This is a genomic window from Alsobacter metallidurans (assembly GCF_014636935.1).
Classification (GTDB): domain Bacteria; phylum Pseudomonadota; class Alphaproteobacteria; order Rhizobiales; family Beijerinckiaceae; genus Alsobacter; species Alsobacter metallidurans.
In genome coordinates this window covers 534,950-558,976 of sequence record NZ_BMES01000003.1, presented here as the reverse complement: position 1 = coordinate 558,976, position 24,027 = coordinate 534,950, and the positions used below count along the sequence as shown (strand labels likewise).

Annotated in this window: 22 protein-coding genes, 1 rRNA gene and 1 pseudogene; 6 read left to right on the top strand and 18 right to left on the bottom strand. The window is 67.9% G+C overall.

From position 1 onward, the window contains the following. Positions 1 to 98, bottom strand: a 16S ribosomal RNA gene (locus IEV99_RS23595); the annotation flags it as partial. Positions 99 to 909: 811 nt separating this feature from the next. Here IEV99_RS23595 and IEV99_RS23590 point away from each other — a divergent pair. Continuing rightward, on the top strand, positions 910 to 1,608 hold the full coding sequence (locus IEV99_RS23590; protein WP_188520278.1) for a LuxR C-terminal-related transcriptional regulator: 699 nt from the start codon (positions 910 to 912) through the stop codon (positions 1,606 to 1,608). Positions 1,609 to 1,654: 46 nt separating this feature from the next. Here IEV99_RS23590 and IEV99_RS23585 read toward each other — a convergent pair whose 3' ends face one another. The 5 genes and pseudogenes from IEV99_RS23585 to pqqA all read right to left on the bottom strand — a co-directional run bounded on the left by IEV99_RS23585 (position 1,655) and on the right by pqqA (position 6,135). Further along, on the bottom strand, positions 1,655 to 2,749 hold the full coding sequence (locus IEV99_RS23585) for a sensor histidine kinase (protein WP_188520277.1): 1,095 nt from the start codon (positions 2,747 to 2,749) through the stop codon (positions 1,655 to 1,657). A gap of 144 nt (positions 2,750 to 2,893) precedes the next feature. Then, positions 2,894 to 4,018, bottom strand: a complete 1,125-nt coding sequence (gene pqqE / locus IEV99_RS23580) for a pyrroloquinoline quinone biosynthesis protein PqqE (protein ID WP_188520276.1) — start codon at positions 4,016 to 4,018, stop codon at positions 2,894 to 2,896. Then, positions 4,015 to 5,063, bottom strand: a pseudogene (gene pqqC / locus IEV99_RS23570) (pyrroloquinoline-quinone synthase PqqC). The gene pqqE and the pseudogene pqqC overlap by 4 nt, the downstream one beginning before the upstream one ends. Then, positions 5,060 to 5,959: a pyrroloquinoline quinone biosynthesis protein PqqB gene (gene pqqB / locus IEV99_RS23565; protein WP_188520273.1), complete on the bottom strand. Its 900-nt coding sequence runs from the start codon at positions 5,957 to 5,959 to the stop codon at positions 5,060 to 5,062. The pseudogene pqqC and the gene pqqB overlap by 4 nt, the downstream one beginning before the upstream one ends. Before the next feature lie 83 nt (positions 5,960 to 6,042). After that, entirely contained in the window at positions 6,043 to 6,135 is a 93-nt protein-coding gene (gene pqqA, locus IEV99_RS23560) for a pyrroloquinoline quinone precursor peptide PqqA (RefSeq protein ID WP_188520272.1), read from the bottom strand. Positions 6,136 to 6,401: 266 nt separating this feature from the next. On the opposite strand from pqqA, the gene IEV99_RS23555 reads away from it, so the two are divergent. After that, positions 6,402 to 8,063, top strand: coding sequence for an alpha-amylase family protein (locus IEV99_RS23555; RefSeq protein ID WP_188520271.1), 1,662 nt, complete (start codon positions 6,402 to 6,404; stop codon positions 8,061 to 8,063). Positions 8,064 to 8,066: 3 nt separating this feature from the next. On the opposite strand, the gene IEV99_RS23550 is transcribed toward IEV99_RS23555, so the two are convergent. Continuing rightward, positions 8,067 to 8,684: a LysE family translocator gene (locus tag IEV99_RS23550; protein WP_188520270.1), complete on the bottom strand. Its 618-nt coding sequence runs from the start codon at positions 8,682 to 8,684 to the stop codon at positions 8,067 to 8,069. 61 nt (positions 8,685 to 8,745) lie between these two features. Next, positions 8,746 to 9,048 carry a YjiS-like domain-containing protein gene (locus tag IEV99_RS23545; RefSeq protein ID WP_188520269.1) on the bottom strand — a complete coding sequence of 101 codons (303 nt, stop codon included), beginning with the start codon at positions 9,046 to 9,048 and terminating at the stop codon, positions 8,746 to 8,748. 208 nt (positions 9,049 to 9,256) lie between these two features. Between IEV99_RS23545 and IEV99_RS23540 the strand changes: the two genes are divergently transcribed. Then, positions 9,257 to 10,192 carry a LysR substrate-binding domain-containing protein gene (locus tag IEV99_RS23540; RefSeq protein ID WP_188520268.1) on the top strand — a complete coding sequence of 312 codons (936 nt, stop codon included), beginning with the start codon at positions 9,257 to 9,259 and terminating at the stop codon, positions 10,190 to 10,192. A 4-nt stretch (positions 10,193 to 10,196) separates the two neighbouring features. Here the strand turns inward: IEV99_RS23540 and glpK are convergent, their stop codons facing one another. Beyond that, positions 10,197 to 11,690 (bottom strand): glycerol kinase GlpK, encoded by a 1,494-nt coding sequence (gene glpK / locus IEV99_RS23535; protein ID WP_188520267.1) that lies wholly within the window; start codon positions 11,688 to 11,690, stop codon positions 10,197 to 10,199. Positions 11,691 to 11,809: 119 nt separating this feature from the next. On the opposite strand from glpK, the gene IEV99_RS23530 reads away from it, so the two are divergent. Next, complete coding sequence (locus tag IEV99_RS23530; RefSeq protein WP_188520266.1) at positions 11,810 to 12,235, top strand: YqaA family protein; 426 nt, start codon at positions 11,810 to 11,812, stop codon at positions 12,233 to 12,235. A gap of 1 nt (position 12,236) precedes the next feature. Here IEV99_RS23530 and mmsB read toward each other — a convergent pair whose 3' ends face one another. From mmsB to IEV99_RS23515, 3 genes are all read right to left on the bottom strand, one after another. Continuing rightward, complete coding sequence (gene mmsB / locus IEV99_RS23525) at positions 12,237 to 13,121, bottom strand: 3-hydroxyisobutyrate dehydrogenase (protein ID WP_188520265.1); 885 nt, start codon at positions 13,119 to 13,121, stop codon at positions 12,237 to 12,239. Positions 13,122 to 13,146: 25 nt separating this feature from the next. After that, positions 13,147 to 14,307, bottom strand: a complete 1,161-nt coding sequence (locus IEV99_RS23520; RefSeq protein ID WP_188520264.1) for an isobutyryl-CoA dehydrogenase — start codon at positions 14,305 to 14,307, stop codon at positions 13,147 to 13,149. Between the two features lie 67 nt (positions 14,308 to 14,374). After that, positions 14,375 to 15,874: a CoA-acylating methylmalonate-semialdehyde dehydrogenase gene (locus IEV99_RS23515; RefSeq protein WP_188520322.1), complete on the bottom strand. Its 1,500-nt coding sequence runs from the start codon at positions 15,872 to 15,874 to the stop codon at positions 14,375 to 14,377. A 182-nt stretch (positions 15,875 to 16,056) separates the two neighbouring features. Here IEV99_RS23515 and IEV99_RS23510 point away from each other — a divergent pair, with 182 nt between their 5' ends. Next, positions 16,057 to 16,992, top strand: coding sequence for a LysR family transcriptional regulator (locus IEV99_RS23510; protein ID WP_188520263.1), 936 nt, complete (start codon positions 16,057 to 16,059; stop codon positions 16,990 to 16,992). A 58-nt stretch (positions 16,993 to 17,050) separates the two neighbouring features. Next, complete coding sequence (locus tag IEV99_RS23505) at positions 17,051 to 18,079, top strand: proline racemase family protein (RefSeq protein WP_210318701.1); 1,029 nt, start codon at positions 17,051 to 17,053, stop codon at positions 18,077 to 18,079. Positions 18,080 to 18,102: 23 nt separating this feature from the next. On the opposite strand, the gene IEV99_RS23500 is transcribed toward IEV99_RS23505, so the two are convergent. The 6 genes from IEV99_RS23500 to truB all read right to left on the bottom strand — a co-directional run bounded on the left by IEV99_RS23500 (position 18,103) and on the right by truB (position 24,025). Then, on the bottom strand, positions 18,103 to 18,483 hold the full coding sequence (locus IEV99_RS23500) for a rhodanese-like domain-containing protein (RefSeq protein ID WP_188520262.1): 381 nt from the start codon (positions 18,481 to 18,483) through the stop codon (positions 18,103 to 18,105). Between the two features lie 172 nt (positions 18,484 to 18,655). Next, positions 18,656 to 20,803, bottom strand: coding sequence for a polyribonucleotide nucleotidyltransferase (pnp, locus tag IEV99_RS23495; RefSeq protein ID WP_188520261.1), 2,148 nt, complete (start codon positions 20,801 to 20,803; stop codon positions 18,656 to 18,658). Between the two features lie 348 nt (positions 20,804 to 21,151). Continuing rightward, positions 21,152 to 21,421, bottom strand: coding sequence for a 30S ribosomal protein S15 (gene rpsO / locus IEV99_RS23490; protein WP_188520260.1), 270 nt, complete (start codon positions 21,419 to 21,421; stop codon positions 21,152 to 21,154). Positions 21,422 to 21,668: 247 nt separating this feature from the next. Next, on the bottom strand, positions 21,669 to 22,334 hold the full coding sequence (locus IEV99_RS23485; protein ID WP_188520259.1) for an MBL fold metallo-hydrolase: 666 nt from the start codon (positions 22,332 to 22,334) through the stop codon (positions 21,669 to 21,671). A 93-nt stretch (positions 22,335 to 22,427) separates the two neighbouring features. Beyond that, entirely contained in the window at positions 22,428 to 23,009 is a 582-nt protein-coding gene (locus IEV99_RS23480) for an NYN domain-containing protein (protein WP_188520258.1), read from the bottom strand. Positions 23,010 to 23,116: 107 nt separating this feature from the next. After that, a complete protein-coding gene (gene truB / locus IEV99_RS23475) occupies positions 23,117 to 24,025 on the bottom strand; it encodes a tRNA pseudouridine(55) synthase TruB (protein ID WP_188520257.1) in 909 nt (302 codons plus the stop codon). Between the last annotated feature and the right edge of the window lie 2 nt (positions 24,026 to 24,027).

The window sequence follows — 24,027 nt, the reverse complement described above, 5'->3', positions numbered from 1 at the left end:
TCACCCGTCTGCCGCTCCGTATTGCTACGGCGCTCGACTTGCATGTGTTAAGCCTGCCGCCAGCGTTCGCTCTGAGCCAGGATCAAACTCTCAAGTTGAAGAGTTAGATCAGTGGCTGATCACGCGTTATGCACTCGGCCACCTTGCGATGGCCTATTGACGGAGTTCACATCGGTCCCAACCCCGAAAGGCCGAAACCACATTGTGAGCTCGAAACGCGTTTCAAGCCGATCCATTCGACCCCTACCAAAACTCATCGCTGAGCCTCTTCGGGATCCGCAAGGACACGGCCGTCCGCGTTTCTCTTTCTTCCATCCTGATTGTCAAAGAGCACGAAAACCAACCACCACGCCGAAACGCAGACGAAGGTCTCCCCCGGATGGAGCAGGTCTCCCCGCCACAACCCGGTCCAGAGGAACGCCACACCGTGGGTTCTTGAAAAGCCGCAGGGCGCTTGGCCCGCGACCAGGCCTTCAAGGCGAACACTCCAGAGCCAGGCCGAAACCCAAACCGCAGAAGCGCCGAAGGCCGTCGGCGAGAGCAGCTGGTGTGTCCCCGCCGCCGATGACCGCCTTATGCCAACACGCCGCCGGAAGGTCAAGCGAGCTTTTCAGAAAAAATCGCGGGTCATCCTCGCCCTGCGACTTCCGGTTGCGGTTATCCACAGGGCAACCCCAGCGTTTTCCTCGAAAACGGCCACTCCGCCCACCTCCCGGACAGCGACGCTCGATCCTCGGAACGTCACGCCGGCCTCCGGCGGGAGCCGATAGGCGTCGGTCTAATAGACAAGCCGCGGCCGTACGCGCAAAATGCGGTGTAAGCCGCCATTCACAACTGTGGGCTTAGGTAGACCGGCTGGTTCCGCCGGTGGCTCGCCAAGAAAGGCGGGCCAGGTGATCGAGGTCGAAGATGACGCGTATTCTGATCGCCGACGACCATGGCCTTTATCGCAAAGGTTTGCGGTGCGTCCTGGACCTCGCATTTCCGGGCGCCGACATTGTTGAAGCCGATGGTTTCGACAGCGCGATGGAGCGGCTCGAGGACAGCGGCGCCTTCGATGTCGCGCTTCTCGACCTCAACATGCCGGGCCTGGTGTTTCCCGACAGCCTGCGGGAGGTTCGCTCCTTCTACCCGCGTATCCGTTTTGCGATTCTGTCAGCGTCCGACACACGGGCCGATATGCTCGCCAGCCTGGCGGCGGGAGCCAACGGCTTCATCTCCAAGCTGCAGACCGATGACGAGATCGTCGCCGCCATCCAGGATATCCTGGCCGGCAAGGTCTATGTCTCGCCCCTGATGGTGAACGGCCCGCAGCTTCACGCCTGGAACGAGCCGCCCGCCCGCATGGCCGAGCAGGCCACCGACGTCGAGTACGCGAAGCTGACGCCGCGCCAGCGCGACGTGCTGCCGCTGGTGGCGCGGGGGCTGTCCAACAAGGAGATCGCCCGCGAGCTCAAGATCGCCGAGGCGACGACCAAGATCCACATGGCTGCGCTGCTGCGCGTGCTCGGCGTCAGGAACCGGACGGAGGCGGCGGTCCGGGCGCAGATGCTGATCGGCCGGCCGGACGGCGGGCGCCAGGACGGCGACGGCGCCAAGCCAGCCTGACGCAACTGCTACGCCGGAGGCGATCGGCGATCATCGTGATCGGTCGTCAGCCCCGATGGGCGGAAGGATCCGCCTGGGGCGTGGCCGCGGCGGGGCTTTCGCGCGTCGGCGCCGCAGTCGAAGACGTCGCCGCCGAATAGGGCGCTCGCATCACATAGCGATACCCGCTTTCCGTGAAGGCGCGCTCAGCCCGGCCACCCATCAGCGACGTGCCGCTTTCGCCCAGCACCATGGAGCCGAATCCCTTGCGCAAGGGCCGCTTCGGCGACGGGCCGTTGCGTTCGGTCCACTCGAAGACGAGTTCGTCGTCGCCGTCCTCGCCGGCCTCCAACCGCCATGTCACGTCCAGCTTGCCGTCCGGAACACTGAGCGCGCCGTGTTTCACCGCGTTTGTGGCCAGCTCGTGCACGATCATCGCGAAGCTCTGGGCCATGCCGCCGCGAAGAGTGAGGCATGGTCCCGTGATGGTGATCTCGTGCCGATCGCCGCCATCGAAGGGCGCGACCTCGATGCGCACGAGTTCGTCGATGCTGGCGCTTTCGGATGCTCCGCGCGTCAACAGGCGCTCGGCGGCCGCCAGCGCGCGCAGGCGCCGCTCGAGGGCGGTCCGGTAGTCGCCGACGCTGCTTTGGCTTTGCGCCGTGAGCTTCACCATCGCGAGGATGACCGGGAACAGGTTACGGAGCCTGTGGCCGAGTTCGCGCACGATCAACTCGCGGGTCTCGCCGCGCCGGACTTCGTTTTGCTGACGTCGAAGGTCGGTGATGTCCGCCATCACGCACAGCAGGCGGCGGCGGCCCTCGACTTCGCTTCTTGACCCGCGCAGCGCGATGGCCCGGGATCGCTGATCCCGATCAATGTGAAACACCACTTCCAGGCGCGGATCGTCGCTCAGAGCCCGCGCGATGGCGGCTTCCACCTTGCGCCGGTCCTGATCGCAGATAATGCCCAAGACCTGGTCCAGCGAGGCGACCCGCTCGCCCGAATCAGCCCAGCCGAGGATGCTCCAGCACAGCGCGCAGCCGATGAAGCGCCCTGCTTCGTCGATCTCGCAGGCGCCCAGTTCGGCCGCCGTGAAATGTGACGCGCTCCCATCGCGGACATTGGATTCCGCGCCGCCAACACGGCTGGTTTTCGACATCGACACACACACCCTGGCCGGACGATCGGAACGCCACTCCCGGCCCGCAAACACGCGGTTGCACAGATTACAGGCGCAAAGCCGCGCCTTGCTACGGCTCAGCCCTAGTTCTGTGGGACTAAGACAGGCGCGAGCGCCCGCAACTCAGCCGACGACGTCCGCGCGCGTAAACCGGCGATATTCGTAAGCGGCGGCCGGCGCTCCCTCGCCCACGCCATCCGCTTCGACCGCAGACAGAATGCGATCGTGGTGCGGCGAGAGATGGCAAACCGGGTCCGTATTTGCGGCGTCGCCCGTCAGCATCAACGCCTGGCAGCGGCAACCGCCGAAATCCACCTCGCGGCGAGCGCAGGACAGGCAGGGCTCCTTCATCCAGCCGGTTCCGCGATAGGCCTGGAAAGCCGGATTGGCGCGCCAGACATCGCCCAGCGCGTGCTCGCGGACGGACCAGAATTCCAGGCCCGGGATGCTCTCGGACGCATGGCAGGGCAGCACCTTGCCGGCCGGAGTAACGTTGAGCGTGCGGCGGCCCCACCCGCCCATGCAGGCCTTGGGCACGTTGGCGTGGTAGTCGGGCAGCACGTGGTCGATCGCGATGCGCCCGTGCAATTCGATCTTGAGCGCCTCCACGGCCGCGATGGCGGCCAGCGCGGCGTTTCGCGGCGGCATCAGCAGCGCGCGGTTGGGGAGCGCCCAGCCATAATACTGCGTGTGGGCGATCTCGACGCGTCCCGCGCCCCAGTCCAGCGCCAGCATGACCATGTCGGGCGCACGCGCCACGTTGGCGCGGTGGATGACGGCGTTGATCGTGAGCGGCACGCCGGTCTCGACCGTGCGGCGCGCGATCTCGCGCTTGCGCTCGAACGCGCCGTTGTAGCCGCCGATGTGGTCGGCCGAGCCGGGCTCGGAGTCCTGCACCGAGAGCTGGACGTGGTCGAGGCCCGCCTCGGCGAGCTGAGCGATCAGCTCGGGCCGGTAACCGACGCCGGAGGTGATCAGGTTGGTGTAAAGCCCTTCGCGGGCGCAGTGCGCGACCAGTTCGACGATGTCGCGCCGCAGGGCCGGCTCGCCGCCCGACAGGTGGACCTGAAGGACGCCCAACGCGGCGGCTTCGGAAAACACGCGCTTCCACTCGTCGGTCGAGAGCTCGCGCGATCGCGCCTCCAGCTCCAGCGGGTTGGAGCAATAGGGGCACCCGAGCGCGCAGCGGTGCGTCAGTTCGGCCAGCAGGCCGAGCGGCGCGGCGGGCGGAGGCGTCACCTGGTTCATGTCACGACCATGCGCTTGGCGAGGAGGTCCGACAACAGCGCGCGCACGTCCGCGTCGATTCGCTCGCGCGGCGCCTGGAAGGCTTGGGCGAGGTCGTCCACGATCTCCACCACGGTGCGCACGCCGTCGAGCCGCTGCAGGATCTCGGCCGCAACCGGATTGGGCTGGATCACACGCTCGGGCGCGAGCAGCACCCAGGCGCCGCGGACGCCGTCACGCTTGAGCTTGACGCCACGGGCCAGCTTGGGCCGCGCGTCATCCGCAAGACCAGCGGGTTCCGCCGTCATCGCAGCCCCTCGCGTTCGTCCGGTCGCCAGGCGCCGGGCGGCAGGTGTCCTTCCACATAGGCGTGCCAGAGCGCGTCGAGCTGCACCCAGAGCACGTCGGTCTTGAACGTGAGGGCCGCCAAGCAGGCCTGCTGCCGTTCGGCCGTGCGGGCGTGCTCCAAAACATAGGCGAGCGCAAAGGCGGAATCCTGCGCGGCCTGGGGCGGGCGGGCGGTGAAATACGCCATCGTGTCGGCGCTGACGAAATCGTAGTGCGCCAGCATGCCGGACAGGCGCTCGCCGATGATCTGCGGTGAAAACAGCTCGGTCAGCGATGACGCGATGGCCTCCAGCAACGTCTTTTCGGCGCAGAACCTCACATAAGCGTCCACGGCGAAGCGCGTCGCCGGAAGGGCGCCGCGCATCGACTCGACGTAGTCGCGATCCAGGCCAAGGCCTTCGGTGAGGCGAAGCCAGCGCGCGATGCCGCCGTCGCCCGGAGCGGAGCCGTCGTGGTCGACGATGCGGCGGCGCCATTCCCGCCGCAGGTCGGCGGTCGGCATGCGGGTGAGCACGGTGGCGTCCTTGATCGGGATCGCGGCCTGGTAGCAATAACGGTTCAGCGCCCAGGCGCGGACCTCGTCGCGCGTGCATTCGCCGCCGTGGAGACGCCGATGGAAGGGATGGAGATTGTGGTAGCGCCTGGCCCCGATGTCGCGAAGGGCGGCTTCCAGCTCGTGGGGCGACAACACCGCCTCGGAGGCTTGGCTCTGGTTCATAGCTCGAACTCCATGCCGTCATGGGCGACAACCCAACCGGCGGCTTCAACCGTGGCGCGTTCCGGCGATGTTTCCACCAGAACCGGGTTGGTGTTGTTGATGTGAACATAAACGCGCCTGCCGATCGGCACATCGGCGAGCAGCGCCATGGAGCCGTCCGGTCCCGACATGGGCGTGTGACCCATGCGCCTTGCGGTTTTCGGCGACAGGCCGAGGCGCGGCATCTCGTCGTCCGTAAAGGTCGTGCCATCGAAGAAGACGAGCGGCGCGCCGGCGAGACGGTCCCGCAGGGCGGGGGTGATCGCCGCGCAGCCGGGCGCGTAAACAAAGCGGCTGCGGCCGTCGTCGACCTCCAGGCCGATGACGCTCTCCGTTTCGGCCCCGACCTCGACCTCTCCGGTTTCCATGTAGAGGGGCGTCTTGCCGGAGATCGCAAAGGCCCGCACCGTCAGCCCGCCACCTATCGCGGTGGCTCGATCGAGCACGAGCTCGCGCTCACGCACCACGGCTCGGTCGAGAACGCCGAAGATGCGGTCGTGGCGGAGGATATCGAAGGTCGCGCGCGTCGCGTGGAGGTCGAAGGGCTGCTTCTCGCGCAAGGTCAGGAGGCCGGCGACGTGGTCGACGTCGCCGTTCGTCAGGAGCACGGATGCGATCGGGCTGTCTCGCCCGTCATGGCGCGGTTGAAGGGCAGGCGTCGCCAGGATCTGCTGGCGAATGTCGGGAGAAGCGTTCAGGAGTAGCCACCGCTCGCCATCTGCCGTCACGGCCAGGCTGGACTGTGTGCGCGGACGCAAGGCGGGATCGCCCGCCCAGGCGCGGCGACAATTCGGGCAGCCACAATTCCATTGCGGAAAGCCGCCCCCGGCGGCCGACCCCAGCACGATGATCCGCATCGGCGATCGTCGCCCCCGTCACAAAAACGCCGCCGCTCGTGGGCGGCGGCGTTGATCAGAAACGTCGCATTCGCGACGGCAGCTTAAAACTCGACGGGCTCGATCTCGGCGGATTCGTAGCTCGTTACTTCCATGCCGACGCAGATTTCGGTGAGTTCCGGGGTCGTCCAAGCCATAGACAGCTCCTCCAAAAGGGGGCGGCGCCTTTCGCGGCGTCTTCCCACAACTGAAGACGCTAGCAAAAGTTCGGGCGGCTGTCCTGACCCTCGTAGTCTAAGAGCCGCATGCGTCGCGAGGCCGCAGACCGCGACGTGTCGCGATGACGTTTTTTCGGCGGCCCTCGCGGGCGATCCGGCGAGGAACCATCCCGCACCCTCGTGATTTGCCGCTGAACCGCGCCCCAACGGCGCCGTCCGTTCAACTTGGTTCGAGGAGACGGGGCGTGATCAACGACCTCTGGTACAAGAACGCCGTCATCTATTGCCTGTCGGTCGAAACCTTCATGGACGCCAACGGCGACGGAGTGGGCGACTTCCAGGGCCTGCTTCGGCGCCTCGACTACCTGCACGGCCTCGGCGTCACGGCGATCTGGCTCATGCCGTTCCAGCCCTCGCCGGGCAAGGACGACGGCTACGACGTCGCCGACTACTACGGCGTCGATCCGCGCTTCGGCACGCTGGGCGACTTCGTGGAATTCACGCACGGCGCCAAGCAGCGCGGCATCCGGGTATTGATCGACCTCGTCGTGAACCACACGTCGGACCAGCATCCGTGGTTCCAGGACGCCCGCAAGAGCCCGGATTCGCCCTATCGCGACTGGTACGTGTGGTCCAAGAAGAAGCCCACCAACGCCAACGAGGGCATGGTGTTTCCGGGCGTGCAGAAGACCACCTGGACGCGCGACGAGGCGGCTGGCGAGTATTATTTCCACCGCTTCTACGAGTTCCAGCCGGACCTAAATACCGCCAATCCGCGCGTGCAGGCCGAGATCCTGAAGATCATGGGATTCTGGATCCAGCTCGGCGTGTCGGGCTTCCGCATGGACGCGCTGCCGTTCGTGATCGGCACGAAGGGCGCGGATGTGAAGAAGCCGGTCGAGCAATACGACATGCTGCGAACCTTCCGGGAGTTCCTCCAGTGGCGGCAGGGCGACTCGGTGATCCTGGCCGAGGCCAACGTGCTGCCCGAGACCGACATGGACTATTTCGGCCATGACGGCGACCGCATGCAGATGATGTTCAACTTCCAGGTCAACCAGCACCTGTTCTACGCGCTGGCGGCCGCCGATACGGGCCCGCTGGTCGAGGCCATGGAAGCCACCAAGCCGCGGCCCGCCACGGCGCAATGGGGGCTTTTCCTGCGCAACCACGACGAGCTCGACCTCGGGCGCCTGAAGCCGCAGCAGCGTGAGAAGGTGTTCGCGGAATTCGGCCCCGACAAGAGCATGCAGCTTTACGACCGCGGCATCCGCCGGCGGCTCGCCCCCATGCTGGACGGCGACAAGCGGCGGCTGGAGCTCGCCTACAGCCTGATGTTCACGCTGCCGGGCACGCCGGTGCTGCGCTACGGCGACGAGCTCGGCATGGGGGACGACCTCAATCTGCCGGAGCGCAACTGCGCGCGGACGCCGATGCAGTGGTCGACCGAGCCGCATGGCGGCTTCACGAAAAGCTCCAAGCCGGTGAGCCCGGTGATCAGCGGCGGCGCTTATGGCTTCGAACGCGTCAACGCAGCCGAACAGCGGCGCGACCCGGAGTCGATGCTGAACTGGACCGAGCGTGTGATCCGCATGCGCAAGGAAATGCCGGAGATCGGCTGGGGCGATTTCACGGTGCTGGACACCGGCGATCCCGCCGTGCTGGCTCTGCGCTACGACTGGCGCAACAACTCGGTGGTGGTGATCCACAATCTCGACGGCAAGCCGCACGAGGTGACGTTCGGGCTCGGGTTGGATGACACCGCGCCGGCGTTGATCAACGTCCTGTCGGACGACCACAGCCAGCCGAACGACAAGGGCGAACACTGCCTGCTGCTCGACGCCTATGCGTATCGCTGGTACCGCGTCGGCGGGCTCGATTACCTGCTCAAGCGCAGCGAAGCCTGAGCATCACGCGGTCCGGGCCGCCACCGCGACGCCTGCGCCGATCAGCAGTCCGCCGCCGATCCGGTTCACCGCCATGATTGCCTTCGGGTTGCTCACGACCGCGCGCGCCCGCGAGGCGATCAGCGCGTAGCCGAACGCATTCGCGAAGGCCAGCGTCAGGAACGTCGCCTCGAAGATCGCCATCTGGGTCAGGAAGTCGGCCTTGGGGTCTAGGAACTGGGGCAGGAACGCGACGAAGAAGGTGATGCCCTTTGGATTGAGCGCGGTGACCAGCCACGCATGCGCGAGCATGCGCCAGACCGGCGCGGCGTCCGTGCGGGCCGAGACATCCAGCCTGCCGCCGGCGCGCCAGAGCTTGACGCCGAGATACACGAGATAGGCGGCGCCGACCCATTTCAGCGCCGTGAACACGGCGGCGCTCGCGGCCAGCACCGCGCCGAGGCCGAGCATCGACACCGTCATGGCGGTGAAGTCGCCCAGCGCGACGCCGACGGCCATCGGGAGGGCGGTGCGCCAGCCCTGGCCCAGCGCGTAGGAGATCACCAGCAGGATTGTTGGGCCAGGGATGACGAGCAGCACCGCGGACGCAGCCGTGAAGGCCAGCCAGCTTTCAATCGTCATCCCTGCACCTCCGTTTCATACAGGAAGCCATGCGGGGCGTTTCCTGTCGAGCCGGCCCCGCTCAACCGCGCCGAGCGCCACGATACTGCCGGCGCTCGCGCACCAGCGCGGCGAGCTGGGGCGTCGGGTCCTCGTCGCGCGGCAGCGCGGTCGCGCTCACCACGTCGGCGCGGTAAAGGCCGATGTCCTTCAGCTGCATGTCCGACATGGCGGCCAGCACCGCGAGATTGCGGCGGGCGCGCACATAGCGCACAGGCCAGCCGAACAACCAGAGCGCGGTGCGGCGGGTCGGCTCGAGCCAGCGGCTCCGATCGGGAGTAGGGCCGATGCGGCGGCTTGCGGGTCTCGTCATGATCAGGGCCATGGATCTTCTCCTTGAGGTGTGTCCTGGAGCGATGGGTGATCCATCCATCGTTGTTTCCGATTGGATAAACATGGAGCAGGCCTATTGATCGGTCTAACGAATGGTTTTAATGTCTCTCATCGCGAAACGAGATTGCTGGCGCCCTCAGAGGTTTTGTTCCGCGGTTCCAGTTGAAAAGTTCGCCGTTGCAGGTCCGAGGAGCCCCCCGATGCTCGACACCGATCAATTGCGTTCATTCGTGGCCATCATCGACACAGGCAGCTTCACCCGCGCGGCCGAGCGCGTGAACAAGACGCAGTCGGCGGTGTCGATGCAGATCCGCCGCCTCGAAGACGTGCTCGGCCGCCCCCTCTTCGCCAAGCAGGGCCGCGGCGTTCGCCTGTCCGAGGACGGCGAGAAGCTCGTCGACTACGCGCGCCAGATGCTGCAGCTCGAGGCGGCCGCGTTTGCGTCCGTGTCCCACAAGGCGCTTGCCGGCCGGGTGCGGCTCGGGATTCCGGACGACTATGCGGACACTTTCCTGCCCGAGATCGTGACGCGCTTCATGCGCCGGCATCCGCTGGTCGAGATCTCGGTGGTTTGTGAGGGTTCGCAGTCCCTTGGCGAACGCGTGGCGGTGCGCGACGTCGACATGGCGATCATCACGGATTGCGGCTCGCTGAAGGGCGCCGAGGCGCTCCGCGAGGAGCCGTTGCGCTGGATCGTCGGCGTCGCGTCCTGCGCGCATGAGGCGCGGCCGCTGCCGCTCGCCCTTTCAGGCCCGACCTGCGCGTGGCGTCGCGCCGCCATCGAGGCGCTCGAAGAAGCCGGCATCGGCTGGCGCCAGTTGCTCGCGTCGTCGAGCCAGGCGGCCCTCGCGCCGGTGGTGCGGGCCGGGCTCGCCGTGACGGTGTTTCCGGAATGCGCGGTTGGTCCCGGCATGCGGCTTCTGGACGAGAGCGCCGGGCTGCCGGCTCTGCCGACGAACCGCATCGGCCTCCTGGTCAGCCAGGGCCGCTCGCCGGAAGCCGCCGCACTCGCGGAAGAGATCCGCGCCACGCTGCGGGACGGCCCACGCCCGATCCGGGTCGAGCGCCCGGCCGATCTCGTGTTCTCGGGCGAAGGCGTGACCGGGCAGCGCGCCCGCAGCCGCGCCGCGGCCTAGGGCGTCAGCGGCGCGTCAGCGTCCGGCCGACGGCGTCCTTCCAGCCGGCGATCATGGTTTCGCGCATGTCGCCGTCGAAATTCGGCGTGAAACGCCGGTCGAGGCGCCAGAGATCGGCGAAGCGGTCGGGGTCCGGATAGACCCCGGCGGCCAGGCCGGCCAGGTAGGCGGCGCCGAGCGCCGTGGTTTCCTTGACGACAGGCCTGTCCACGGGCGCGCCGAGAATGTCGGCGAGGCGCTGCATGGTCCAGTCGGAGGCCGTCATGCCGCCGTCGACCCGCAGCACCGTCTCGGCGCCGGCCGCGCCCGGCCAGTCGGCCCGCATCGCCTCCAGCAGGTCGTAGGTCTGGTAGCAGACGCTCTCCAGCGCCGCCCGGGCGATCTCCTTCGGGCCGGTCCCGCGCGTCAGGCCGTAAAGCGCGCCGCGGCATTCGGCGTCCCAATAGGGCGCGCCGAGGCCCACAAAGGCGGGCACCAGGTACACCGCCTGCGCGGGGTCGGCCTGCTCGGCGAGCGGCCCCGTTTCGGCGGCCGATTTCACGATCCCGAGCCCGTCCCGCAGCCATTGCACAGCCGCCCCGGCTACGAAAATCGAGCCTTCGAGCGCATAGGTCGTTTTGCCCCCGAGCTGATAGGCGACCGTGGTGAGGAGCTTGTTCTGCGACGCCACCGCCTGCCCGCCGGTGTTGAGCAGCGCAAAACAGCCCGTCCCGTAGGTCGATTTCATCATGCCGGGCGTGAAGCACGCCTGCCCCACCGTGGCGGCCTGCTGGTCGCCCGCGATGCCGCAAATCGGGATGACGCCGCCGAAGAGCTCCGGAACTGTTTCGCCGAACCGTCCGGAACAGTCGCGCACCTCGGGCAGCATGGAGCGCGGGATCCGCAGGATGGCCAAAAGATCGTCGTCCCAATCGCCGCGATGGATGTCGTAGATCAGCGTTCGCGACGCGTTGGTGGCGTCCGTGGCGTGCACGGCGCCGCCGGTCAGCCGCCAAAGCAGGAAGCTGTCGACGGTTCCGAACGCCAGCTCGCCCCGCTCCGCGCGGGCGCGCGCGCCCGGCACGTTGTCGAGGATCCAGGCCACCTTGGTGCCGGAGAAATAGGGATCGAGGATCAGCCCGGTGCGCGCCGCAAACAGCGGCTCGTGCCCGTCGGCCTTGAGCCGGCCGCACATCTCGGCGGTACGGCGATCCTGCCACACGATGGCGCGGTGAATGGCCTTGCCGCTCTGACGGTCCCACACCAGCGTGGTTTCGCGCTGGTTGGTGATGCCGATGGCGGCGACGTCCCGGGCCGTCGCGCCGCCTTTGTCGAGCGCCTCCCGGCAGACCGCGACCGTCGAGGACCAGAGGTCTTCCGCCTCGTGCTCAACCCAGCCGGACGCCGGAAAATGTTGCGGGAATTCCTGCTGTCCAACCGCCGCGATGGTGGTGTCCTCGCGAAACAGGATGGCCCGCGACGACGTCGTGCCCTGATCGATCGCGAGAATGAACGGCATGGAAATACTCCCCGGCCTATGTGGGCCTTGCGGCTTTGTGTTTCGCGCCGATTTAGCTATGGGGTGACGCCGGGGGCAAGGCCAAGCCGCAGCGGCGCGTCGATCCCGCCGGGACGCGCATGATCGAATCCGCCGGACTGTTCGCGGCCGCCTTTCTGAGCGCCACCTTGCTGCCAGGCTCGTCCGAAGCCGCATTCCTGGCGGTTCTGGCGCATGGCGGCGCGCTTCCACCTGCGCTCGCCTTCGCCACGCTGGGCAATACGCTCGGCTCCTGCGCCAACTGGGCGATCGGCCGCTGGGCGGCGCATTACCGCGATCACCCGCGCTTTCCGGTGAAACCCGCGACGTTCGACCGATACGAGCGCTGGTACGCCCGCTACGGGGTTTGGTCGCTGCTGCTGTCGTGGACGCCGATCATCGGCGACCCGCTCACCGTGATGGCCGGGATCGCGCGCACGCCGTTCTGGCTGTTCGTGCTGGTCGTGGGCGTCGCCAAGCTCGCCCGCTACGCCGCCCTCGCGGGGGCGTTCGCGCTTGTCTGGTGAGTCAGGCGCTCTTCTGGCGCAGATGCTCGATGATCCCCGAAAAATCCTTGCCGCCGAATCCCGCGGCTTCGAAAGCCTCGTAGATCTGCGCTGCGTGCTGGCCCAGCGGCGTTGACGCTCCGGCCGACTGCGCGGCGTCCTGCGAGAGCCGCAGGTCCTTCAGCATCAGGGCGGCCGCGAATCCGGGATTGTAGCCGTTGTTGGCCGGGCTCGTCGGCACCGGCCCGGGCACGGGGCAATATGTCGTGAGCGACCAGCACTGGCCGGACGACGTGGACGCGACGTCGAATAGGGCCTGATGCGACAAGCCAAGCTTCTCGCCCAGCGCGAAGGCCTCGCAGACGCCGATCATCGAGATGCCGAGGATCATGTTGTTGCAGATCTTGGCCGCCTGCCCGGCGCCGGCGTCGCCGCAATGGACAATCTTCTTGCCCATCGCCTCCAACAACGGCCGCGCAGTCGCAAAAGCCTCGGCCGCGCCGCCGCACATGAACGTCAGCGTGCCGGCCTTGGCGCCCCCGGTGCCGCCCGACACGGGCGCGTCCACCGAAGCCATGCCTGCCTGTGCGGCCAGATCATGCGCCTGCCGGGCGCTGTCGACGTCGATGGTTGAGGAATCGATGAACAGCGCGCCGCGCCGCGCATGCGTGAGCACGTCGGCCCACACCGCCAGAACGTGGCGGCCGGCCGGCAACATGGTCACCACCACATCGGCGTCGCGCACCGCATCCGCCGCGGTCGACGCGATCGCGACGCCCTCGGCCTCTGCGGCGGCAGCGTTTGCGGGCAGCAGATCGTAGCCGATCACGCGATGGCCAGCCTTGACGAGATTCGCCGCCATGGGCGCGCCCATGTTGCCGAGGCCGATGAAGCCGATGGTGCTCATGTGATCACTCCGAACGTTGCGCGGCTCACAGCCCGCTTCCCTGACCGCGGCCGATCAGGCTGCGGGCGATGATGACGCGCATGATCTCGTTGGCGCCTTCGAGAATCTGGTGCACGCGCAGGTCGCGGACGATCTTCTCGATGCCGTAGTCGGCCAGGTAGCCATAGCCGCCATGCAGCTGGAGCGCCTGGTTGGCGACCTCGAAGCCGACGTCGGTGCCGAAGCGCTTGGCCATGGCGCACAGGCGCGTCGCGTCCGGCGTCTTGGCGTCGAGCTCGGATGCGGCGCGCCACAGGAAGGTGCGGGCGGCCTCCAGCTCGGTGGCCATGTCGGCGAGGCGGAACTGCAGCGCCTGAAAGTCCTGCAGGCGCTTTCCGAACGCCTTGCGATCGCTCATGTAGGCGAGGCTCTTCTCCAGGGCCGCCTGGGCGCCGCCCAGCGAGCAGGCCGCAATGTTGAGGCGGCCGCCGTCCAGCCCCGCCATTGCGATCTTGAAGCCGATGCCCTCGGGGCCCAGCCTGTTCTCCACCGGCACGCGGCAGCCGTCGAAAATCACCTGCCGGGTGGGCTGGGCGTTCCAGCCCATCTTGCGCTCGTTGGCCCCGAAGCTGAGGCCGGGCGCATCCTTGGGGATCACCAGCGTGGAGATCCCGCCCGCACCGTCCTCGCCGGTGCGCACCATGGTGACGTAGAGGTCCGACGCTCCGGCCCCCGAGATGAACTGCTTGGCGCCGTCGAGCACGTAATGGTCGCCGTCGCGCCGCGCCCTCGTCTTCAGCGCGGCGGCGTCCGAGCCCGCGCCCGGTTCCGTCAGCGCATAGCTCGCGATGTGCTCCATCGTGGCGAGCTTCGGCAGGAAGCGCCGGCGCTGCTCGTCCGACCCATAGGCGTCGATCATCCACGACGCCATGTTGTGAATCGAGATGAAGGCCGCCACGGTCGGGCAGCCGGTCGCCAGCGCCTCGAAGATCAGCGTGGCGTCGAGGCGGCTGAGGCCGGACCCGCCGACATCCTCGCGCACATAGATGGCGCCCATGCCGAGCGCCGCGGCCTCGCGCATTTCCTCCACGGGGAAGTGTTTGCGCTCGTCCCACTCCACGGCCTTGGGGGCCAGCTTCTCGGCCGCGAAGGCGCGAGCCATGTCGCGAATGGCGACGTGGTCCTCGGAGAGGGCAAAAAGCGACATGGGCTTGGACCGAAGTTCGGGATGCCAAAAACGAAGCGGGCGCGCCCCTGAGGGCGCGCCCGGATGATCAGCGCATCGTCGGGATCACGAACTCGGCGCCGTCCTTGATGCCGGACGGCCAACGCGACGTGACCGTCTTGGTCTTGGTGTAGAAGCGGAAGGCGTCCGAGCCGTGCTGGTTCAGGTCGCCGAAGCCCGAGCGCTTCCAGCCGCCGAAGGTGTAGTAGGCGATCGGAACCGGGATCGGCACGTTGATGCCCACCATGCCGACCTGCACCTTGGCGGCGAAGTCGCGGGCCGCGTCGCCGTCGCGCGTGAAGATCGCGACGCCGTTGCCGTATTCATGCTCGTTGGCGAGCGCGAGGCTCTCGGCATAGTCCTTGGCGCGCACCACCGACAGCACCGGGCCGAAGATCTCTTCCTTGTAGATCCGCATGTCCTTGGTGACGTTGTCGAACAGGCAGCCGCCCATGTAGAAGCCGTTCTCGTAGCCCTGGAGCTTGAAGTTTCGGCCGTCCACCTTCAGCTGCGCGCCTTCCTGGACGCCGAGCTCCACATAGGACTTCACCTTGTCGAGGTGCGCCTGCGTGACCAGGGGGCCGAAATCGGCCGACGAGTCCGTGGACGGGCCGACCTTCAGGCTCTCGATGCGAGGGATCAGCTTGTCGACGAGACGGTCGGCGGTTTCCTTGCCGACCGGCACCGCCACCGAGATCGCCATGCAGCGCTCGCCGGCCGAGCCGTAGCCGGCGCCGATCAGGGCGTCCACGGCCTGGTCCATGTCGGCGTCCGGCATGATGATCATGTGGTTCTTGGCGCCGCCGAAGCACTGCACCCGCTTACCCGCCGCGCAGCCGCGCGTGTAGACGTATTCGGCGATCGACGTGGAGCCGACGAAGCCCACCGCCTTGATGTCCGGGTCATCCAGGATGGCGTCCACGGCTTCCTTGTCGCCATTCACGACGTTAAAGATGCCGGCAGGCAGGCCCGCCTGCAGGAACAGCTCGGCGAGGCGCAGCGGCACGCCCGGGTCACGCTCGGACGGCTTCAGGATGAAGGCGTTGCCGGCCGCGATGGCGGGACCGGCCTTCCAGAGCGGGATCATGGCCGGGAAGTTGAACGGCGTGATGCCGGCGACGACGCCGAGCGGCTGGCGCATCGAGTAGATGTCGATGCCCGGGCCCGCGCCCTCGGTGTACTCGCCCTTCATGAGGTGCGGCGCGCCGATGCAGAACTCGACCACTTCGAGGCCGCGCTGGATGTCGCCCTTGGCGTCCGCGACCGTCTTGCCGTGCTCGCGCGCGAGCAGTTCGGCGAGCGAGTCATATTCGGCGTGCACCAGCTCGAGAAATTTCATCAGCACGCGGGCGCGGCGCTGCGGGTTGGTCGCGCCCCATGCCGGCTGCGCCGTCTTGGCGTTTTCCACCACGGCCCGGACCTCGGCCTTGGTGGCCAGCGGCACCCGGGAGGCGATTTCGCCCGTCATGGGCCAGAAGGCGTCGGTGAAGCGGCCCGAAGTCCCCTTTACGTGCTTGCCCCCGACGAAGTGGGTGAGTTCGGCGACCATGGCGTCCTCCCTGGGCATTCTTTGGGCGATCCTTTGGGGATCGTGAAATGGGCCGCGTGGCCCGCTGCTGTTGCGACACGAGTATCATTGCGATCTGCGCACGGCTATGGGAGTTTTCACGTCTAATCCGTGCGCGTATCCACATGCAGGACCGGCGCTGGACCAAGGTCGAGGAAACACGCATGAGCCGTTTCGATTGGGATGACTTGCGCTTTTTCCTCGCGGTTGCAAGGGCCGGGCGCCTCACGGTCGCGGCGCGACGGCTCGGGGCCGACCACGCCACGGTCAGCCGGCGGATCACCTCCCTCGAAACGGCCCTGAAGGCCACGCTGTTCGAGCGGCGGCCGCAGGGCTACACGCTGACGGGCCACGGCGAGCGCCTTGTGATCGCCGCCGAGGCGATCGAGAGCGCCGCGCTGGCGGCCTCCAGCGACATCGGCGGCGCCGACCTCGCGCTGTCGGGCACCGTCCGGGTGGGCGCGCCCGACGGATTTGGCACCAGTTTCCTCGCGCCCCGCACCGTGAAGCTGGCCGAAACCTACCCGGAACTCGAATTCCAGCTCGTCGCCATGCCGCGGCTCCTGTCGTTGTCGAAGCGCGAGGCCGACATCGCGATCTCGCTGTCGCCCCCCAAGGAAGGCAAGATCGTCGCCCGCAAGCTGACCGACTATCGGCTCGGGCTGTATGCGAGCCGCGCCTACCTCGAAGCCGCCGAGCCTATCAGGGCGCCGGACGATCTCTTTTCGCACCCGCTGGTCGGCTATATCGACGACCTCATCTTCATGCCGGAGCTCGACTATCTCGACGAGATCGCCAAAGGGCTGCGGCCACGGCTGCAATCCTCCAGCCTGGTCGCCCAGATGGAGGCGACGCTGGCGGGCGCGGGGGTCTGCGTGCTGCCCCACTTCATGACGGCGCGCCGGGCCGAGCTCGCGCCGGTCTTGCCGCACATCCAGCTCACCCGCACCTTCTGGCTCATCGTGCACGCCGAGTTGAAAGACGTCGCGCGGGTGCGCGCCATGGTGGACTTCCTCGTTCGCGAGGTGAAGGCGGCGCGCGGGCTGTTCCTGCCGGAGGCAGTCCCCCTCGCCTCGGTGGAGCGCTCCCCGGCGGCGTGATTGCGCGGCCGTTTGGCGGCATCTACGACAGTGGTTCGCGACCGCGCCCGAGGCTCCCATGCGTCCAGCTCTTGAACTCGCCTACACGGACATGCACACGGCCGGCGAACCGGTTCGAATCCTCACGGGCGGGTACCCGAGCCTCCAGGGCGACAGCGTACTGGCGAAACGGCGCGACGCTCGGGACAACCACGACCATCTGCGCCGCGCCACCATGCTGGAGCCGCGCGGCCATGCGGGCATGTATGGGGTGATCCCGGTGCGGCCGTCGCACCCGGGCGCCGTGCTGGGCGTGCTGTTCACCCACAACGAGGGCTATTCCACCATGTGCGGCCACGCCACCGTGGCGCTCGGCCGCTGGGTGGTGGACCAGGGGCTCGTCCCCAAGACCGAGCCCGAGACGCGCTTCGTGATCGAGGCCCCGTGCGGGCCGCTGGCGCTCGCCTGCACGGTGCGGGATGGCGAGGTCACGCAGGTGCGGTTCGAGAGCGTGCCCGCCTACGCGCACGCGCTGGACCTGAGCATCGACGTGCCGGGCTTCGGCAAGGTCGTCACCGACATCGGCTATGGCGGCGCGTTCTACGCCATTCTGCCGTCCTCGCGCTTCGGCCTGGATTTCTTCGCGACGCCGCTGGACGACCTCGTGGCGGCGGGCGGCGCGCTCACGGACGTGATCCGGCGGGAGATGCGCATCGCGCATCCGACGGAGCCGGACCTTGGCTTCCTGTACGGGACCATCCTGACCGACGACGCCGGGGCCGCCCAGGAGAGCTGGAACCTGTGCGTGTTCGCGGAGCGGCAGGTGGATCGCAGCCCGACGGGCTCGGGCGTCACAGCCCGCATGGCGCTGGATTGCGCCAGGGGACTGCTCGAGCCCGGCCAGACCCGCGTGTTCCGGGGGATCTCGGGCGGCCCCTTCACGGGCCGGGTCACCCGCCCGGCGCCCGAAATCGAGGGCGCCGTGCGGGTGGAGGTCGGCGGGCAGGGTTATTACGCCGGCCGCGGGACCTTTCTGATCGAGCCCGACGACCCGCTCGGCGAAGGCTTCGCGCTGGCCGGCAGCTTCGGCGAGGCTCGGCGAGGCTGAGCCTTCCCGGGCGGCCAGCCTTCCTACTTCTTCTCGACCGGCACGCCGGCTTCCACCAGGTCCTTGAAGCCGCCGACATTGATCACGTTGGTGTAGCCCATGTCCTGCAGGGTCTTGCCGGCGAGCGCCGCCCGGCCGCCGGCCGCGCAGTGAATCAGGATCGGGCGGTCGAACTGGAAGGCCGGGTCATACATCGGGTTCTCGGGATCGGCCTTGAACTCCAGGCTGCCGCGCGGCACGTGCAGCGAACCCTCGAGCTTGCCGGTCGCCTGCAACTCGGCGCTGTCGCGGATGTCGACCACCAGCACGTCGCCCTGCCCGATGCGGGCGGCCGCCTCGGCCGGCGCGAGCTTTTGAACGCTGGCGTTGGCGTCAGCGAGCATATCCTTGGATGTTCTGGCCATCGGGGCCTCCGTGTTTCGGTTAATGGGAGCAGGCTCGCAGGTTCGCGCAAGGTTGCCAAGCCGGCGCCCAGGCCGGTCGCGGCAGGCCCATCGACGGGCGCAACTAAAAACCCCGCGTTCTTGCGAACGCGGGGCTGAGCTCAACCGAGCCGACTAGCGAGCAGAGGAGAAATCACTCCCCGGCGGCCGCCTCGGGCTGGTCCTTCTGCTTCTTCTCGAGGTCCTCGCCGGTCGCCTGGTCGACGACCTTCATGGAGAGCCGCACCTTGCCGCGCTCGTCGAAGCCGAGCAGCTTGACCTTGACCTTGTCGCCTTCCTTGATCACGTCCGTGACCTTGTTGACGCGGTTGGCGGCGAGCTGGCTGATGTGGACCAGGCCGTCCTTGGCGCCGAAGAAGTTCACAAAGGCGCCGAAGTCGGTGGTCTTCACCACAGTGCCGTCATAGATCACGCCGATCTCGGGCTCGCTGGCGATGGACTTGATCCAGTTCAGCGCGGCCGTAATGGAGGCGGCGTCCGAGGAGGCGACCTTCACGGTGCCGTCGTCCTCGATGTTGACCTTGGCGCCGGTCTTCTCGACGATCTCGCGGATCACCTTGCCGCCCGAGCCGATCACTTCACGGATCTTGTCGGTCGGGATCTTGATGGTCTCGATGCGCGGCGCGTACTGGCCGAGCTCCTGGCGAGCGCCGGCGAGGCCCTTGGCCATCTCGCCGAGGATGTGCAGGCGCCCACCCTTGGCCTGGTCGAGGGCGACCCGCATGATCTCCTCGGTGATGCCCGCGATCTTGATGTCCATCTGCAGCGACGTAATGCCGTTGTCGGTGCCGGCCACCTTGAAGTCCATGTCGCCGAGATGGTCCTCGTCGCCCAGGATGTCGGAGAGCACCGCGTAGCGCTCGCCTTCCAGGATCAGGCCCATCGCGATGCCGGCCACCGGGGAGCGCAGCGGCACGCCAGCGTCCATCAGGGCCAGCGAGGAGCCGCACACCGTCGCCATGGAGGACGAGCCGTTGGACTCGGTGATCTCCGACACGAGCCGGATGGTGTACGGGAACTCGTGGTGCGGCGGCAGCATCGGATGCACGGCGCGCCAGGCGAGCTTGCCGTGGCCGATCTCGCGACGGCCGGGCGAACCCATGCGGCCGGTCTCGCCGACGCTGTAGGGCGGGAAGTTGTAGTGAAGGAGGAAGGTCTCCTTGTAGGTGCCTTCCAGCGAGTCGATGTACTGCTCGTCGTCCGAGGTGCCGAGCGTCGCCACCACGAGCGCCTGGGTCTCGCCGCGCGTGAACAGCGCGGAACCGTGGGCGCGGGGCAGCAGGCCGGCTGCGGCCTCGATCGGACGCACGGTCTTCACGTCGCGGCCGTCGATGCGCACGCCCGTGTCGAGGATGTTGAAGCGCACGATCTTCGCCTCGGCGTCCTTGAACACCGTGTTGAAGAGCTGCTTGTCGATGGCGTTCTCGACGCCCTCGCCGCACAGCGCGGCGGCGGCCTTGGCCTTGGCGGCCGCGACCTTGTCCTGGCGCTCCTGCTTCACCGGGGTCGTGAAGGCGTCGCGCAGGTCGGTCTCGATCAGGTCGAGGATGCGCTTCTCGATCGCCGAGTTGTCCGGGGTCGAGAAGTCGCGCGGCTCCTTGGCGGCGCGCTCGGCGAGCTTGATGATGGCGTCGATCACGGGCTGGAAGCCCTTGTGGCCGTGCATCACGGCGCCGAGCATCACGTCCTCGGCGAGCTCCTTGGCTTCCGACTCCACCATCAGGACGGCGTCGGCCGTGCCCGCGACCACGAGGTCGAGCACCGAATCCTTGAGCTCGGCGACGGTCGGGTTGAGGCGGTACTGGCCGTTGATGTAGCCGACGCGGGCGCCGCCCACCGGGCCCATAAAGGGCACGCCCGAGAGCGTCAGGGCGGCGGAGGCCGCCACCATGGCGACGATGTCGGGATCGTTCTCGAGGTCATGCGCCAGCACGGTGACGATGACCTGGGTGTCGTGCTTGTAGCCCTGCACGAACAGCGGGCGGATCGGGCGGTCGATCAGGCGGGAGACCAGCGTCTCCTTCTCGGTCGGCCGGCCTTCGCGCTTGAAGTAGCCGCCCGGGATGCGGCCGGCCGCGAAGGCCTTTTCCTGGTAGTTCACTGTGAGCGGGAAGAAGTCCACGCCCGGCTTCGGCTCCTTGGCGGAGACGACGGTGGCCAGCACGGTGGTCTCGCCATAGGTGGCCAGCACGGCGCCATCGGCCTGGCGGGCGATATGGCCGGTCTCGAGCACGAGCTTGCGCCCGGCCCAGGTCAATTCAACACGTTGAACATCGAACATCGGTCGGTCTCTTTCAGCCTGACGGCCGGGACCGACGCCATGAGCAAGACGGCGAGAGGCTTTCCCGTCGCCCCTCGGAACGGCGCTTGCGCGGCGCCCGGGCGGAAAAGCATCCGGCGATCCTGCCATGAACGTCAGAACGGGCCGGGTTGCGGCGGCGCCGGCGTCCTGCCTTCGCCTGCCGGCTACGTCGCGGGATCTGTCGCGACGCCTACACGGACAGTGCGGCGCGGTGGCGCCGCCTTACGGATACGGGAACGGGCGAACTGCGCCCCGGTCCCGGAAAACGTCGCGGCGGCTAGGCCGCCACGACGAAGGGCGCCCGCCGGCGAACCGGCGGGAGACGGCTTAGCGGCGGATGCCGAGGCGCTCGATCAGGGAGCGGTAGCGATCCTCGCTGCGGCTCTTCAGGTAGTCGAGCAGCGAGCGGCGCTGCGACACCAGCTTCAGGAGACCACGACGGGAGTGGTTGTCCTTCTTGTGGGTCTTGAAGTGCTCGGTGAGGTTGGTGATGCGCTCCGTCAGGATCGCGACCTGGACCTCGGGCGAGCCGGTGTCGCCGGCCTTGGTGGCGTGTTCGGTGATGAGCGCCTGCTTGCGCTCCGCAGTGATCGACATCGTCAGTCCTTTCTGGTGAGGGGTTTCGTCCCCGCAGGGACGGCGAACGGGCCATGTCGCTTGCGCGCAAAGGGCCGTTTCGCTCCGCATGTCGGCCGGGCCGGGATGTCGTCCAGCACGGTCGCGCCAAGGCGGCTCGCGCCGGAATGGCCAGCGCGATGGCGGTCTCATGACACGAACAGAGCGTGAAATCCAGCGATAGTTGCCGGCGCGCCGCTGGCCGCCGGGCTGTCTGACCGCGAGCCTTCTAGACGAGGTAGGGGTTCGACACGCGCTCCTGCCCGATCGTGCTCATCGGTCCGTGGCCGGGAAGAAACGCGACCTCGTCTCCCAGCGGCAGGATCTTGGCGCGGATCGACGCGAGCAGCTGCTCGTGGCTGCCGCCCGGCAGGTCGGTGCGGCCGACAGAACCGCGGAACAGCACGTCGCCCATCAGGCAGAAGCCCTGCGCTTCGCGCTCGGCCCCCTCGGCGGCGCGCCGCCACACGAACACGACGCTGCCGGGCGAATGGCCGGGGCAATGCAGCACGTCGAAAGCGAGCGCCCCGACGGTGACGACGTCGCCGTCGTCCAGCCAGCGACCAGGCGTCACGGCCCTCGCGCCCGTGATGCCAAAGCGCAGCCCGCTTTGGGGCAGGTTCGCGAGGATCTGCTCCTCGGCCCGGTGCGGGCCCTCGATCGCGACGCCGAGCTGGTCCGCGAGGTCGGCCGCACCGCCCGCATGGTCGATGTGGCCATGCGTCAGCAGGATCTTCTCGACCGTCGCGCCCGTTTGCGCCACCGCGGCGCGGATCTGGTCGAGGTCGCCGCCAGGATCCACCACGGCGGCCCTGTTGGTGCTGGCGCACACCAGCACGGAACAGTTCTGCTGAAACGGCGTGACCGGGATCACGAGAAGCTTGAAGGGGGGCATGGCGGCTCCGGCGTTGCTGGCGCTTGAGCGCGCAGTGCTAGCGCGCCTGGCCGCCTCTGGCCAGCGCAGGCGTTTGCGGCGCCCGGCGGCTCCTCAGTTGGCAGGCCACTCCATGCGCCGGTTGACATCGGCCGCCCACAACAGCTCCGGCGGCACGCGCTGGCCCGGGAACGTGACGACGATGACCTGGAGGCCGCGCTGGCGCGCATGCTCAAAGGCCGGCGCGAGGCCGGGATCGCCCGTCACCCAGATCAAGCGCTCGGCCGAGCGCTGGCTCACGATGTCGGCGATGTCGAGCCCGATGCGCAGGTCGAGCCCGCGCTGCTCGAAATCCGGGCGGAAATCGTCGTCCGTGAGGCCGGGGGCCAGCGGCAGGGCGCGGGGCTTGAAGCCGCGAAACTTGAGGGTGCCGAGCCGCACCATCATGTAGTCGCGCTCGGACAGGTCGTAGAGCCAGCGGTCGGTGCCGGCGAAATCCCGCTCGACGCCGGTCACCGGCAACCGCACGACGCCGTTGAAAGGCACGCAGTCGTAATACTGGATCCGGATGAGCGCTTCAGCGCGGTCGACGCAGCCCAGGCCGACGGCCTCGATCAGGTCGGCGTCATAGATCAGGCCGGCCTGCCGCGCGAGAACGCGCAAGTGTCCGCCGTCGATCAACACAATCGTCTTCATCGCAATGCCTTTTGGGTCAAAAAACTGTGCCGGGAACGCGCCGGCCCGCTTTCATCACCCGCCTCAAATATGCGGGCAAGTTGCTCGGAGCTGCAGGCTAACCCTGCTCAGAACGGCAGGTTGAAGACCCTGCTCGGAATGAATTCGCCTTTCTCCACCATGCCGACCGCGATCACGACGCCGCCGCAAGCCGCATAGAGCGGGCCGCCCTCGGCCGGGGCGTCGCGCCCCCGCAGGATCACCGATTGCCCCCGCTTGAGGCGAGCTGCGCCATCGCGCGACAGCACCACGCAATCCAACTCGGTAAGACCACCTTCAACAGGAAGCAAGGCTTCACTTGCGGCCTTGGGGTCGTCGGCCATGTCGGCCCAAGGGGTCGCGTCCGCGAGCGTGAACGGTCCGACCCGCGTCCGGCGAAGGGCGGTGACGTGGCCCAGGCACCCCAGGGCGCGGCCCATGTCGCGCGCAATCGCGCGTACATAGGTGCCCTTGCCGCATTCAGCCTCGAAAGTGGCCGAATTCTCATCCGCGGCGACGATCCGCAAGGCATGGATGTGCACGTCGCGGGCGACCATCTCGACCTGCTCGCCGTCGCGCGCGAGGTCGTAGGCCCGTTCGCCGTCGATCTTGATCGCCGAGTAGCGCGGCGGCACCTGCGACACGATGCCGATGAAGCGCGGCAGCACGGCCTCGATCTCGGCCAGGGCGGGACGCTTGTCGGAGGTCGCGACCGCGCGGCCCTCCGTGTCGTCCGTATCGGTTTCGACGCCCCACGCCACCGTGAACGTGTAGGCCTTCTCGCCATCCACCACGTAGGGAACGGTCTTGGTCGCCTCCCCGAAGGCGAGCGGCAGAATGCCCGAGGCCAGCGGGTCCAGCGTGCCGGCGTGACCGGCCTTCTTGGCGTTCAGCAAGCGGCGCATGGCCGCCACGGCGTGCGTCGACGTCATGCCGACCGGCTTGTCGAGCACGATCCAGCCGTGCACGTCGACACGGTTCCTGCGGGGCGCGTTCATGC